Source organism: Massilia eburnea (assembly GCF_009720745.1).
GTDB classification, from domain to species: Bacteria; Pseudomonadota; Gammaproteobacteria; order Burkholderiales; family Burkholderiaceae_D; genus Rugamonas; species Rugamonas eburnea.
In genome coordinates this window covers 1-14,466 of record NZ_WNKX01000029.1, presented here as the reverse complement: position 1 = coordinate 14,466, position 14,466 = coordinate 1, and the positions used below count along the sequence as shown (strand labels likewise).

The window sequence follows — 14,466 nt, the reverse complement described above, 5'->3', positions numbered from 1 at the left end:
GCCGCCTGCGCCTATTGCGACGCAGGCGGGTTGCTGGCCGGGGCGGCGTCCGCAGCGGGGGCAGGCGCAGCGGGCGCCGCCTCCGCATCGAAGCGCATCTTCGCTTTCTTGCTCTCCGCCGTGTAGGTGCCAAGCTTGGCGCCCGTAGCAGTGGTCGTACCGCCTTCGGAAACCAGGGTGCAGCCCTGCGTCTCCACCTGCCAGACGTATTTGCCGGCGCGCAGGCTCCAGACATTGTCGCCGCTGGCGAACAACTCAAAATCCAAACCTTCCAGCGGCATTTCGCCCAAAGGAATCGCGCGCTGGCAATCCGGCAGGCGCGCCGCCATCAGCGTGTACTGCGCATCCTCTTTCCAGAAATACTCCTGTTGCCGCCGCACGGTCAGCGTATGGTCGCGTGAGCCGTCCACGTAGAAGGTTGCGGAATCATTCACGCAACCGGCCAGTAGAAGCAGCGGCACTACAGTCAGGATCTTGCGCATGGGCTATAGAAAGTGATTGGTTTGAAAGCAATTATAGCCCCCGCGCACGATTGCCGCGCAAGCTCCGCCGTAGGCGTACACTGGAATCTTCCCGATGACAGTTGATCAATGACATGCAGCGTAGTTCGACCATCGATGACCAGGGTTTTCGCCGGATACTCAACCGCAACGTAAGGATACCGCTGCTTGGCGGGATTGTTGCCGCCGGCATTTTCGTGGCCCTGTTTGCCTACCTGATGAGCACCTGGAGCGCGGTCGAAACGACCGAACGCGCGATCGGCAGCGCGCAGGAACTGCGCAAGCTGGCGGTCGACATGGAAAGCGGCATGCGCGGCTTCCTGCTGACGGGTGATGACGCCTTCCTCACGCCGCTCGTCGCCGCGCGGCCGCGCTTCGACACCGCCAGCGACATGCTGTCCGAGATCGTCGCCGACGATGCAACCCAGGTCGAACGCTTGCGCCACATCCGTAGCCAGGAGAAGGAATGGCTGCGTGCAGCCGACCGGATGATCGCCGCGCGCCGCCAGGGAGGCGACTATCTTGGCATGGCGAGAGCGGGCGTGGGCAAAGTGCCGTCCGACGAACTGCGCGAGCAATTCCGCGACTTCATCGCGCATGAAGAGCTGCAGCGCGCGACGCGCAACGAAACCCTGCGCCTGGTGGGCTTCTGGACGGTGGCGATTTTCCTCGCCGTGAGCGTGGCGGTCAGCGCCCTGCTGGCGTGGCTGGGACGGCGCGACCTGCTGCGCTTGTCGAATGTCTACCGCGACGCGTTGCAGGAACAGCACACTCACGCCTACCAGCTGCAGCACCAGGCCTGGCTGCGCGAAGGCCAGAGCCAGCTTGCCGAGCAGGGCATAGGGCAGATGGCATTGCCGCTGCTTTCGTCCACGCTGCTGGAATTCATGGCGCGCTACCTGGACGTGGCGGTGGCCTCGTTTTACGTGGTGCGCCAGGATGGCTCGCTGGAACGCACGGCCGCCTACGGCTTCAGCCAGGAAGACGAGGAAGAAGGCCGCGTGCTGGCGCCCGGCGAAGGCCTGGTCGGGCAGGCGGCCCGCACGCGCCGCACGGTGCACATGACGCAGCTGCCGGAAGGCTATATCAAAGTCTCGTCCTCGCTGGGCAATGGCGCGCCGCAGCAGCTGGTGCTGTTGCCGGTGCACAGCGACAAGAATGTGAACGGCGTGGTGGAACTGGGCTTCCTGCGTGAAGTCGGGCGGCGCGACCTGGACTTCCTTGAGCTGGTGGCAGGAAATGTCGGCATGGCGATTGATGCCACCATGTCGCGCCAGCGCCTGGCGGAGGTGTTGTCGGATACCCAGATGCTGAACGAGCAGCTGCAGGTGCAGCAGGAAGAGCTGCGCACCGCCAACGAAGAACTGGAAGAGCAGTCGCGCATTCTCGAACGCTCGCAAGCGAACCTGGAAACGCAAAAGCTGGAACTGGAGCAGACCAACGAAAAGCTGGCGATGCAGGCCGAAGCCCTGGACCAGCGCAACGCCGCCCTGGCCGCAGCGCGGCGCGACGTGGAAGAAAGGGCGCGCGACCTGGAACGCGCCAGCCAGTACAAATCGCAGTTCCTGGCGAATATGTCGCACGAACTGCGCACACCTTTGAACAGTTCCCTGATCCTGGCCAAGCTGCTGGCCGATAACGCCCAGGGCAACCTGAACGAGGAGCAGGTGCGCTTTGCGCAAACCATCTACAACGCGGGCAACGACTTGCTGGCGCTGATCAACGATATCCTCGACATCTCCAAAGTGGAAGCGGGCAAGCTGGAACTGGTGCCGGAGGATGTGCACCTGCAGGGCATGATCGATAACCTCGATGCCGCCTTCGGCCCGCTGGCGCAGGACAAGAACCTGGAATTCGTCGTTGATCGCCTGCCAGGCCTGCCGGAGACGATCTACACCGATCGCCAGCGCCTGGAACAGATCCTCCGCAACCTGCTGTCGAATGCGGTCAAATTCACCGATCGCGGCAAGGTGATCCTGCGGGTTTCGCCGGGCGAGGCGGGCCTGCTGCGCTTTGCCGTCATCGACACCGGCGTCGGCGTGCGCCCCGACCAGCAGGCATCGATCTTCGAAGCCTTCCAGCAGGGCGACGGCACGCCGAGCCGGCGCCATGGCGGCACCGGCCTGGGATTGTCGATCTCGCGCGACCTGGCGCGCCTGCTGGGCGGCGAAGTGGAAGTGTCGAGCGTGGAAGGGCAGGGCAGCACCTTCACCCTGCTGCTGCCGACGCAATGGGCCGTTGCCGCCCCATTGGCTGAGCCACCCACGGCCCGGCCCGGCGAGTCCGCCGTAACCAGCCCTGCCCCTTCGGCCAGCGCATCGCCAGCGGCGCGGAACGGCGCCGCACAGCCAGCAGGGCGCGCCGACGCGACGGCGGCCGCGCCCGAGGCGGCGCATTCCGGCCGGACTGCGGCCGCAACGGCGGCACTTGCATCCGCCAGGGCTACCGGTGCTGCAGCAAACGGCAGCGCTGCATCCCGCCCCTTCGAAGACGACCGTGGCAAGGCCGCGCCGCCGGAGCGGCTGGTCCTGATCATCGAAGACGACGCCAACTTCGCCCACATCCTGTACGACCTTGCCCACGAAGCGGGCTACCGCGGCCTGGTTGCCTTCACCGCCGAGGAGGGCCTGCGGCTGGCCGAAGAATACCAGCCGCAAGCCGTGCTGCTCGACATCCGCCTGCCCGACCGTTCCGGCCTGTCGGTGCTGCAGGCCCTGAAGGACAACCCGCAAACCCGCCACATCCCCGTGCACGTGATCAGCGCCTCCGACAGCGGCGAAGCAGCGCTGCACCTGGGCGCCATCGGCTACGTGCACAAGCCCGCCGAGCGGCAGGACCTGCTGGCCGTGTTCGACCGGCTGGAACGCCGCTTCACGCAAAAGATCAAGCGCATCCTGCTGGTGGAAGACGACGAACGCCAGCGCGAAAGCATGGTCAAGCTGATCGAGGACAAAGACATCGATATCAGCGCCGTGGCCAGCGGCGCCGAAGCGCTGGAGCAGCTGCACAAGACTGTTTTCGATTGCATGATCATGGACCTGAAACTGCCCGACATGCAGGGCAGCGACCTGCTGCAGAAAATGTCGCAGCAGGAGATCGCCAGCTTCCCGCCGGTGATTGTCTATACTGGACGTAGCATGACGCGCGCCGAAGAAGCCGAGCTGTCAAAATATTCGCGCTCCATCATCATCAAAGGCGCGCGTTCGCCGGAACGCCTGCTGGATGAAGTCACGCTCTTCCTGCACCGCGTGGAATCGCAGCTCTCCAGCGAACGGCAAGACATGCTGAAGGCAGTACGCAGCCGCGACCGCGTATTCGAAGGCCGCCGCATATTGCTGGTGGACGACGACGTGCGCAACATCTTCGCCCTGACCAGCGCCATTGAACAGAAAGGCGCCCTGGTGGAAATCGCCCGCAATGGCCACGAAGCCCTGGAAAAGCTGGACACCGTGCCCGACATCGACCTGGTGCTGATGGACATCATGATGCCCGGCATGGACGGCCTGGAAGCCACGCGCCGCCTGCGCGCCGACGAGCGCTTTGCCCGCCTGCCCGTGATCGCCATCACCGCCAAGGCCATGAAAGACGACCAGGAACAATGCCTGGCCGCCGGCGCCAACGACTACCTGGCCAAGCCGATCGACCTGTCCCGTCTGTACTCCCTGCTGCGCGTGTGGATGCCAACCCTGGAAACAGTGTGATGAGCGACGGCGCCCCGATCAGCAGCATGGAAATCGAGCTGCGCATGCTGATGGAAGCCATCTTCCTCAAGTACAGCTACGACTTTCGCGACTACACTGGCGCCTCGCAAAAACGCCGCGTGCTGCACGCCATGGCTGAAATGGGCTGCAAGACCGTGTCCCAGCTGCAGTCGCGCGTGCTGCACGAGCCGAACGCCTTCAGCCAGCTGCTGCAATTCCTCACCATTCCCGTGACGGAAATGTTCCGCGACCCCAGCTACTACATCTCCCTGCGCGAACACGTGATGCCGGTGCTGGGCACCTACCCCTCGCTGAAAATCTGGGTCGCCGGCTGCAGCACCGGCGAAGAGGTGTATTCGCTTGCAATATTGCTGAAAGAAGAAGGCCTGCTCGAGCGCAGCATCATCTACGCCACCGACATCAACCCGCAATCGCTGGAAAAAGCGAAGAAGGGCATGTTCCCGCTGGAGCACATGCGCACCTACACCGCCAACTACCAGGCCGCCGGCGGCAAACGCGCCTTCTCCGACTATTACACGGCCGCCTACAACGCCGCCCTGTTCGACCGCTCGTTATGCGAAAACGTCACCTTTGCCGACCATAGCCTGGCCACCGACTCGGTTTTCGCAGAAACGCAATTCATCAGCTGCCGCAACGTGATGATCTACTTCAACAGGAAGCTGCAGGAAAGGGCGCTCGGCCTTTTCCACGATTCGCTGTGCCACCGCGGCTTTCTGGGCCTGGGCACCAAAGAAAGCATTGACTTCTCGTCCTACGGGCCCAAGTTCGAAGTACTGGCGCGCCGCGATCGCCTGTTCAGGAAAAAATCATGACCATCTACCCATCGCTTGAGATGGCAGTTGCCGGCCGCAAGACCGAGGCGGTGGTGATCGGCGCGTCGGCCGGCGGCGTGAGCGCCCTGCTGCAAGTGCTGCCCGTACTGCCGCGCGGCTACCGCCTGCCGATCATCGTTGTGCTTCACGTAAGGAGTGGCCGCCCCAACCAGCTGGTAGACGTGTTCCAGCAAAAGGTAGCGATGCCGGTAAGCGAAGCGGGCGACAAGGAAGCTATCATTCCGGGTACTCTCTACTTTGCACCGGCGGATTATCACCTGCTGATCGAGAACGACCGCAGCTTCTCACTGAGTTGCGACGCCCCGCTGCATTTCAACCGCCCCGCCATCGACATCACCATGGAGACGGCGGCGGATGCTTACGGCGCGAGCCTGGCGGCCATCCTGATGACGGGCGCGAATGAAGATGGCGCGGCCGGCATGGCCGCTATCGGCAAGGCCGGCGGCCTGACGGTCGTGCAGGACCCCAGCGAAGCCGAAGTCGAGGTGATGCCGCAAGAGGCGATCGACTTGCGTGCGCCCGACTTGATTTTACCGCTGGACCAAATCAAGCAACTGTTGCTGATGCTGGAGAGGCACTGATGGAACCGACCAATGTTTTGCTGGTGGACGACCTGCCGGAAAACCTGCGCGCGCTGAGCGCCCTGGTGCGCGCCGACGACCGCGCCATCTATCAGGCCCGCACCGGCGAAGAAGCCCTGGCCCTGCTGCTGGAACACGAATTCGCGCTGGCCATCATCGACGTGCAGATGCCCGGCATGGACGGCTTTGAACTGGCGGAGCTGATGCGCGGCACCGGCAAAACGCGCCATATACCCATCGTCTTCGTCAGCGCCGCCGGCAAGGAGCTGAATTACGCCTTCAAGGGCTACGAAGCCGGCGCAGTCGACTTCCTCTACAAGCCGCTGGATGCGGATGCGGTAAGGAGCAAGGTCAACGTCTTCGTCGACCTGTACCGGCAAAAGCAGGAAGTGCGGCAGACCGTCGCCCAGCGCGACGCCACCGTGAGCGAGCTGCACGCCGTGCAGCAGGAGCTGGAGCGCGCGCTGGAAATGCGTGACCAGTTCATGTCCATGGTGGCGCACGAGCTGCGCACGCCGCTCAACACCCTCTACCTGGAAGCCCAGATGCGCAAGCTGCAGCTGGAGCGCGGCAATATGGCCCACTTCGCACCCGAGCAGATGGAACGCATGGTAGCGCGCGATATGCGGCAGATTCACGCCATGGTGCGGCTGATCGACGACATGCTCGACGTATCGCGCATCCGCGCCGGCAAGCTCTCTATCCGCCCCGCCGCGGTCGACCTGGAAGCACTGCTGCAGCGCATTGTCGGCGACCTGTCGCCGCAGGCAGCCGACATGGGCTCCGAACTGCGCCTGACGATCGTGCAGCCCGTCGCCGGCTGCTGGGATGAATTCCGCGTCGAGCAAGTGATCATCAACCTGATCACCAACGCCCTGCGCTATGGCGAAGGCAAGCCGGTCGACGTGCGGCTGCACGCCGACAGCGAATTCGCCCGCATCGAAGTGATCGACCAGGGCCCCGGCATTCCCGAAGAAATGCTGCCGAAAATTTTCGAACCCTTCGAGCGCGGCAAGATGGAAAACGTCCCCTCCGGCCTGGGCCTGGGCCTGTTCATCTCGCGCCAGCTGGCCGAAGCCCACGGCGGCACGCTGACGGCGCGCAGCAAGCCCGGCGAAGGCTCCACCTTCATCTTCACCCTGCCCCGCCTTGTGGACGAAAAATCCACACAGGCCGCTGACCCTGCAGTGGACACTTTGCCTTTGCCCGCCAGTTGTGCCTAAAATGTCTCCATGAAACGAGACTTGCTCAGGGAACGCAGGGAATGGCTACTGCGGCGCAATTGCTCATTGACGCCCCAGCAGATGGGGATGGCTTACGCCCTGATGTGCCTGTTCTCGTTTGCCGTTGCAACAGGCTTTGTCATGGTTGGCATGTGGCAGATACTGATCTTCACCGCGCTGGAAATGACAGCCGTTGCAGCCGCCTTCCTCTACTTCGCCCGCCACGCCACGGACTACGAGCACATCGTGCTCGCCAACGGTCAGCTGCTGGTGGAAAAAGTCTCCGCCGGCAAAATGAGCACCATCCAGCTGGAACTCTACTTCCTGCGGCTGCACATGCCCACCCACCCCAGCGACCTGATCCACCTTGAATCAAAAGGCGTAGCCGTCGACATAGGCTACTTTGCCACCGACCCGCGCCGCCGCGCGCTGGCCCAGGAGCTGCGCGCGGAAGTGCAGGGCGGCCTGTTCAACGCTTAGAAGCGGTAGCCCACGCCAACGCCGAACAGCACAGGGTCCACCTTCACCTTGCTGACCGTGGCGCCGGAGATCATCACATCGCTGCGGATCTGCACCTTCTTGATGTCCACGTTGATGGACCAGTTCTTATCCAGCTTGAAGTCCGCACCTGCTTGCAATGCCAGGCCGAAGCTGTCATGTTCCAGGCTGCCGGTACCGTTAAGGATCTTGTTGTTGGAGAAAGTAGTCCAGTTCACGCCCAGGCCCACGTAAGGGCTGATCTGGGAGGACGGGGTGAAGTGGTACTGCGCCGTCAGCGTCGGCGGCAGGTGCTTGAAGGTACCGATGGACTGGCCATCCAGGTAAACGTCGTGCTTCTGGGGGTAAGTCAGCACCAGTTCGGTGGAGATATTCGGGGTGAAGAAATAGGAGATATCCACTTCCGGAATGGTCTTGCTGCTGACGCTGATGCGGTCGGAAGCGCCCACGCCGCCAACTGGATCAGACTTGTCCGCAGGGTTGATGTGCACCGCACGTGCACGCACCAGCCAAGGGGATTCTTCAGCCATTGCATTCAGAGCCAGGCCACCCAGTACAACTGCCAAAATCGCTTTCTTCATTTCACTGCCTCTTTCACTTGGTCATTGATATTCGGTAAGTGAAAGTCTATTGACGCGGCGCAGCAAAATCTTTGACCTAAATCAAAATTGCCAAAACGAATGTCCACCACTATTGGCGGGGTGACCTGGATCAAGGGTGAGACATCATGTTCAAGCCAAGACCTGCAGCGCATCAAGGCCCCAACCTCTGGCATTTCTCCGCATTAGCGTGGGGCACATCCAACCTGCTGTTATCGCTGTTTGCGATGCCCATCAGCCTCAACCCATTCGGTATACGCCTGCAGCTTTGCCTGGGCTTCGCACATTTCGTTGGTGTGTTCTACCTCTGGCGCCTGGCCGGCAAGCGCGGCAACCCCGAGCGACTGATGGAGCTGGCCATCATCACCCTGGTTTTCATCTACATCGTTCCCTTGTTGATGCTCGCCGCCCCTATGATCGTGCTGGCCGCCTATGCCTTGCCGCCGCCCGCCTGGCAAGCCGTGATCGCGATCATGCTACTCTGTGCCGTCATCCTCGCTATCGTGCGGCTGTGGAATGCCGCCACTGACAACAGCACCGGCCGTTATTTCGACCAATTTGTCAGGTGCGAGCTGAAAGAGGCGACCATCACAAGCAGCTCGATGAGCTATTTTCTGAGTCACATCGGCCGCCATGCCACGCAGCCAAGCCGCATCGATGGCTGGACAATGGTCGCCGCCATCGCCGTGGGCACGCCGGTTCTCAGCTCCAGCATCGCCTACGACAAATCCAGCAGCACACTCGCCATCTGCGCGCTGGTCACCACGCCAATGGCCATGCACGCATTTTCCCGGATGGTGGTGCACACCTACTTTTGGATCTATCGCCTGCGCCGGTTTGAGCGCCAGGCAGGCATCAGGATTCTCGTCAACTTCCGCGACCGGGGGTGATCATGGAAAAGCTGCTACACCATTATGAGCAAGAATTGGTCCGCCTGCGTGAAGCGACGCGCCGATACGCCGAGAAGCACCCCAATACCGCCAGCGCCCTCGAACTTGGGCCAGACGCCAGCACGGATCCGGAAGTCGAACGCCTGCTGCAATCCGTCGCCCTGCTCAACGCGGCCACGCAGAAGATGATCGAAGAAGGGCGCGGCGAATTTCACAAAGCCCTGCTGCAAACCCTGCAGCCGCACTACCTCCGCGTCGTTCCTGCCTGCGCCATTGCCCACGTCGACACATCGTCAGCACGGCCAAATGAAATCAACGCAGTCAGCCGCCTGCCGCTCGGCGCTATCCTGTGCGCAGGCGCGAATAAGTTCACAACTGCCTATGAAGCCTGCATTGCACCAATCGCAATCGCCGACGTCAAATTCCAGCTAACGATAGACCTGCCGGCGTCCTTAAGCCTGCCCGGCGACGCCACTTCTGCGCTAATCATCGGATTGCATTGCACTGCAAACAGTGCGTCTTTCAATCAGCCCCCAGTTCGCAATCTACGAATCCACATCGCAGGCGAACCGGGCCTGCGCGGGGCGCTACTGGACGCCATCCTGATGCACGGCAGGTGTGTGTGCCTTGAGGCGGACGGGGCCTGGCACGCGCTCGCCAAGCCGCCGTTCGCAGCCGTCGGCGAAGGCGACGCTGAAGCCCTGCTGCCATCGCAAGCAGGCCCACAAAGTCCACGCCTCCTCACCGAATATTTCCACTTTCCGCAGAAGTTTGACTTCATTGATCTGGACCTGGAAGGCATCTCCGCAGTGTGTGCGCCGGGATGCAAGCAGATCTCACTCCACATCGTTCTCCCGAGCTGCAACCCACGTCTTCGCGCTGCCTGCATTGAAAGCCTCCGACTCGGTTGCACACCTGCGATCAACATATTCCCCCTCCCTGCCGCACCAATCCGCCTTGATGGCCGGAGCGGAGCCTACCCTCTGCATCCCAAGTTAACAGGCTGCGAAATCTACAGTGTAGAAAAGGTGGCGTTGGTGAAGGCCAGCGGCGAACAGATCATTCCGCCTTTCCACGGCAAGGAGCATAGCATCGCCGGCCCGTACTGGCAGCTGGATGAACAGGAAGGCATTGCACTCAAGTTCATCGACCGCGAGCAACGCCCATTCAATCTTCAATCGGGCACAATTGCGGCGCACCTGACATGCACCAACAGCCACCCATTGCACCGCTCCGCCAAACTGGCAACGGAAGCAAATACCGTATGCTTTCCCATCCAATTCCTGGGCGAGATTACCGCACCTGGGTTCTCGCCAGAGTATGGCCAGCTCGCACAAAGCCTGTACACGGAAGACACAACGTTGCCCGACCTGTGCAGGCAGTTGCGACTTCACGGCTGCAAATTCGCGGAAAGCCTGAAAGGGCTGGTCGCCAAACCGACCACCGCTTGGCTGGAGCACGCGATGGGACGCGTTCACATGTACGGAACGGAATTTACCGTCCTGGTTGACGAACCTGCCCTGCAAGAGCAGAGCATCTACATCTTCGCCGAAATGCTGACCGTTGCGCTGGCGGACAAGCTGCGCGAAAACCGCTTCGCACAACTGCGTATCGCCAATGCGAACGGCCAAGTGCTCCATTGCGCAAAGCCGCGCGTTGGCACGCGGCCGCTCCTGTGAATCAGCGATAGACTTGCCAGGGCCACTCCATTTCACCGTCGCCGTTTGGCCTGCGCTGCACGATATCGAAAGACAGCTTGTCATCAATGGCGGCGAGGAGCGAGCGATAATGCGCGACTTGCGGTTCCGGCGGGGGAAGGTCCATATCAAGCGACCGCTGCTCGCGGCAAGCCATCAACACTGAGCGCTCCGCCATGACATCCGACTGGTTAAAGAGCCAATATAGGAAACGTTGCGCGACAAGCGCCTCCTCCCAAATCGCGCCATAAGCGCCAAGATATTGCGCGGCCAACGGCGGCTCCTCATTCGCCCAGAAATGCATGATTGCATAGGGATTCGGCCGGTGCCCGTTGAAAATCAATTCCGCGATATAGGGATTGATCGCGATCCCACGCCGGAACGCCGTAGCGGCCTCGATGAACTTCTCCTGTTCTACGAGGCACAAACCAAGCTCATAGAAGTAGGGCGAGTACTCCGTTCCATGGTCGGCAAACCAGGCCTGCGCTTTTTCACTCTCGCCCGAACGAAGCAAGACATGGCCGAATACAAAGCGAATGCCGCAGCTATCATCAGGATCGGCGCGCTTGATCATGTCGCACCACTCGACAGCCTTCTCGTACTTTTTCCCCGCGATGTAGCAAAGCAGGATAGTTTTCAGCAGATCAAGGTAGGGCCGGTTGCCGTTATGGTGCCACGGAATCGGACCTGCAAAATCATCCGGAAACATGCTGTTGACCGCCCCAAGCCCACGTACTGCGGTCTCCAGAGCCTTGGCGTGTTTGCCTTTCGCCAGCTGAATCGTAGCGAGAATCCGATATGGCTGCAGCAAAGGCGGGAAGTCATGAATCATCTTTTCGCAGATGGCAGTCATGCGCTTTTGGGTAATTCGATCGTCCTTGAAAGCCTCGACCAACAGATCGAACTTGTCGGACGTTTCCTGCGCTCCCGGCGCGCTGAAGATGAATGCACCGGACTTATCCTCAAAGACTTTGAATTCCATGGCGGGCTCCTTTAAGCGTTGAAGACTCATGCTGGCACAAGCGCGAAGACCATCTTTGCCAAAGATCAAAGCCATCAACAATCACGCGTGCCACCATAGGCACTCGCATCAACCAGACGAACGGAGCCCGCCGTGGACAACGCCCTGCTCAGCTTCTTCCAGCAAGAAAAGGACCTGATCACCGACAACCGTCCATTGCGCCTGCGCCTGGCCCATCCCACACAGATGCTGGAAGATGTGCTGCTGCCGCAGCGTGTGCAAGGCAGCGAATCCATCTGCGGCAGCATTGAGTACCGCATCCTGTGCGTCTCTCTCGATGCCTACATCTCGCTGAAAGAGCTGATCGCGTTGCCAGTCGCCGTCGACATCGTGACCGACCGGGGCGACTTGCGCAGCGTATGCGGCATCGTCACCGAAGCACACGCCGGCGACAGCGATGGCGGCCTGGCCAGCTACCAGATCGTGCTGCGGGACGCGCTTTCGATCATGGAAAAGCGCAACAACACCCGCGTGTTCCGCAACAAGAACGAAGTGGAGATCGTGCAGGTGATCCTGGATGAATGGATGCAGACCAATCCCATCATCGGCGCTTGCTTCCGCTACGAGATGGACGAATCATTCAAGAGCGACAGCTATCCCCAGCGCGAATTCACAATGCAGTACAACGAATCGGATGCCACCTTCATTCGCCGCCTTCTCAAGCGCCGAGGCATCGCATGGTACTTCCGCGCAGACAAATCCAACTGGCCATCGCATACGATGGTCTTGTTCAACAACGCCGATACGCTGCCACCAAACGCCGCCGGCATCGTGCGCTATCACCGCGACGCCGCCACCGAAGAACGCGACAGCATCACATCCTGGTGCGCAGTGCGCACATTGCAGCCAGGCCGCGTCTCCCGCTTCAGCTGGAACTACAAGAACCCCACCGATACGGAGTTCATGACCACAACGGTCCAAAGCCAATCGGACCAGGGATCAAACGGCAACGAAATGTCCGCTACTTTGGACGATTACCTGATCCTCTCGCCCCACGCAGGGGATGACCACGAAGACCTTTGCCAACTTGGTCAGTTAGCCATGAACCGCCATGACCTTGAGTCCAAATGCTTCCATGGCGAAGGCAACGTGCGTGACTTCTGCGTTGGCGAATATTTCGAGCTCGAAGGCCATCCAGAGATCGATGCACACGCTAATGGGGAGCGTGAGTTTGTCATCACCACCCTGCAGATGGCAGTCACAAACAATCTATCAAAAGAATTAACTACTCGCGTCGAGCGGCTCTTTTCACGAAGTCGTTGGGTGCACGAGCCGGAAAGTGAACAATCATCCACACGCATGAAAACAAGGATCGTTGCCGTCCGCCGAGGAATTCCAATCGTTCCCGCATACGATGCGCGCACCGATGTCCCGAACGTCCCAATGCAAAGCGCAATCGTTGTCGGACCTGATGGTGAGGAAGTCCACTGCGATGAACTTGGGCGCGTAAAGGTCCGGTTTCGTACCACGCGAAAGGCAGATCACGAGCATGCGCAAGGCGCAGGCGCTGCGGACAAAGACAATGACTCTGCTTGGGTGAGAGTCTCAAGCAGTTGGGCAGGCAATGGTCCGGGGAGCATGAATCAATTCGGCAGTCTGCAGCTTCCCCGTGTTGGCAGTGAGGTACTGATTGCATTTCTTGGCGGGGATCCGGACCGGCCAATGATTGTTGGCCAGGCCTATAACCAGATTGCTCATCCCCCGGCGTTAAGCCAAGGTGGCGGGCTTCCTGGAAACAGATATCTGTCAGGGTTAAAAAGCCGTGAGGTACAAGGAAGCAAATCGAATCAGCTGCGCTTCGATGATACTTCTGGGGAGATCAGCGCCCAATTATCAAGCGACCATTCGTCTGCCCAACTCAACCTTGGCTTCATTACTCACGAACGGTCCAACGGTTCAGGCGCGAAACGTGGGGAAGGTGCGGAGTTGACGACCAATCGCGCCGCAGCCATTCGCGGTGAGTCTGGCGTGCTCATTTCTGCAGCGCCGTTCGCCAGCCCAAGGCATGAAATGTTGGATCGGGAGCCCTGTCTCAGCGCCGCAAATCTCGCTCACCAAGTGCATAAACACTTGGCAGAAGTCGCTACTAAAGTATCCGAAGACTCGGAAGAAGCTGACTCACTTGGCGAGGTCGTTGCTCGTCTCGAGAACTGGCGTGAAGGTGGAGGGGAGCCACTCCTGGCGCTGTCTGCTCGCACTGGACTTATCGAAGGATCGGCAGGCCCTATAGTGCTGGCAGCTCAAACTGACATCCACTCGAATAGCGCTCACAACACAAATATTGGCGCAGGTGGCAACCTGATTGCAAGAGCAGCGAAAGGTGTAAGCGTCCTTGCCTGCAAATTGGGGATGAAACTTATCGCTTCCGGTGGCGATATAAAGATTCAGTCTCAGAACGGCAGCATTGAGATCTCTACTTCAAAGCAGATCAAACTAATTGCAAATCAAAAAATCGAGCTTCATTCACCTGCCATCAAATTTGTCTCTAAGGGTGCGCAAATTGATTGCGAAGAGGGAAGAATTACTCAACAGAGTAATGGCCCTCACACGATAAAGTCCTCGAAGTTTGATCATTTGAGTGGTGGGGAAGGTTCACCTGAATTGATGACGGCTACAAGTATGGATGTCGAACACGATCAGCAGGTCTTGGTAACAGATCTTATGAGTGATGATCCGATTCCCAATCGAAAATACCGAATCACAGTTGAGGATGGTCAAGTAATTGATGGGAAAACCGACAAGAATGGCCTTACGGAACGCTTCAAAACAAAGACGTGTTGATTTGCACCGAAAATTGACCCACTTTGCCGCATAATTTGCATCAGAATCTGACCCACGTTTAAGACACAATCCTGCTCATGACATTGAGTGGGGAATTGGAGTGATCGACGTGGCATTACTA

Annotated in this window: 11 protein-coding genes; 8 read left to right on the top strand and 3 right to left on the bottom strand. The window is 59.9% G+C overall.

Going from position 1 to position 14,466, the window contains the following annotated elements; all coding sequences use genetic code 11:
• Positions 1–11: 11 nt before the first annotated feature.
• Positions 12–482 carry a hypothetical protein gene (locus GM658_RS25030; RefSeq protein ID WP_155456795.1) on the bottom strand — a complete coding sequence of 157 codons (471 nt, stop codon included), beginning with the start codon at positions 480–482 and terminating at the stop codon, positions 12–14.
• Between the two features lie 113 nt (positions 483–595).
• On the opposite strand from GM658_RS25030, the gene GM658_RS25025 reads away from it, so the two are divergent.
• The 5 genes from GM658_RS25025 to GM658_RS25005 are packed head-to-tail and all read left to right on the top strand — an operon-like array spanning position 596 to position 7,339.
• A complete protein-coding gene (locus GM658_RS25025) occupies positions 596–4,201 on the top strand; it encodes a response regulator (protein ID WP_155456794.1) in 3,606 nt (1,201 codons plus the stop codon).
• The gene (locus tag GM658_RS25020; protein ID WP_211841932.1) at positions 4,201–5,034 is read left to right on the top strand and encodes a CheR family methyltransferase; all 834 of its coding nucleotides are present in this window, start codon (positions 4,201–4,203) and stop codon (positions 5,032–5,034) included. Before GM658_RS25025 ends, GM658_RS25020 begins: the two co-directional genes overlap by 1 nt.
• Positions 5,031–5,636: a chemotaxis protein CheB gene (locus GM658_RS25015; RefSeq protein WP_155456793.1), complete on the top strand. Its 606-nt coding sequence runs from the start codon at positions 5,031–5,033 to the stop codon at positions 5,634–5,636. The genes GM658_RS25020 and GM658_RS25015 overlap by 4 nt, the downstream gene beginning before the upstream one ends.
• Complete coding sequence (locus tag GM658_RS25010) at positions 5,636–6,859, top strand: hybrid sensor histidine kinase/response regulator (protein WP_155456792.1); 1,224 nt, start codon at positions 5,636–5,638, stop codon at positions 6,857–6,859. Before GM658_RS25015 ends, GM658_RS25010 begins: the two co-directional genes overlap by 1 nt.
• A gap of 9 nt (positions 6,860–6,868) precedes the next feature.
• Positions 6,869–7,339: a DUF2244 domain-containing protein gene (locus tag GM658_RS25005; protein ID WP_155456791.1), complete on the top strand. Its 471-nt coding sequence runs from the start codon at positions 6,869–6,871 to the stop codon at positions 7,337–7,339.
• Here GM658_RS25005 and GM658_RS25000 read toward each other — a convergent pair.
• Positions 7,336–7,938, bottom strand: a complete 603-nt coding sequence (locus GM658_RS25000) for an OmpW/AlkL family protein (protein WP_155456790.1) — start codon at positions 7,936–7,938, stop codon at positions 7,336–7,338. The two genes, GM658_RS25005 and GM658_RS25000, sit on opposite strands and share 4 nt — an antisense overlap.
• A gap of 146 nt (positions 7,939–8,084) precedes the next feature.
• Between GM658_RS25000 and GM658_RS24995 the strand changes: the two genes are divergently transcribed.
• Both GM658_RS24995 and tssF read left to right on the top strand, forming a co-directional pair.
• On the top strand, positions 8,085–8,846 hold the full coding sequence (locus tag GM658_RS24995; RefSeq protein ID WP_155456789.1) for a hypothetical protein: 762 nt from the start codon (positions 8,085–8,087) through the stop codon (positions 8,844–8,846).
• A 2-nt stretch (positions 8,847–8,848) separates the two neighbouring features.
• Positions 8,849–10,525, top strand: a complete 1,677-nt coding sequence (gene tssF, locus GM658_RS24990; RefSeq protein WP_155456788.1) for a type VI secretion system baseplate subunit TssF — start codon at positions 8,849–8,851, stop codon at positions 10,523–10,525.
• Position 10,526: 1 nt separating this feature from the next.
• On the opposite strand, the gene GM658_RS24985 is transcribed toward tssF, so the two are convergent.
• The gene (locus GM658_RS24985) at positions 10,527–11,525 is read right to left on the bottom strand and encodes a tetratricopeptide repeat protein (protein WP_155456787.1); all 999 of its coding nucleotides are present in this window, start codon (positions 11,523–11,525) and stop codon (positions 10,527–10,529) included.
• A gap of 132 nt (positions 11,526–11,657) precedes the next feature.
• On the opposite strand from GM658_RS24985, the gene GM658_RS24980 reads away from it, so the two are divergent.
• On the top strand, positions 11,658–14,345 hold the full coding sequence (locus GM658_RS24980) for a type VI secretion system Vgr family protein (protein WP_371865270.1): 2,688 nt from the start codon (positions 11,658–11,660) through the stop codon (positions 14,343–14,345).
• Positions 14,346–14,466 lie beyond the last annotated feature (121 nt).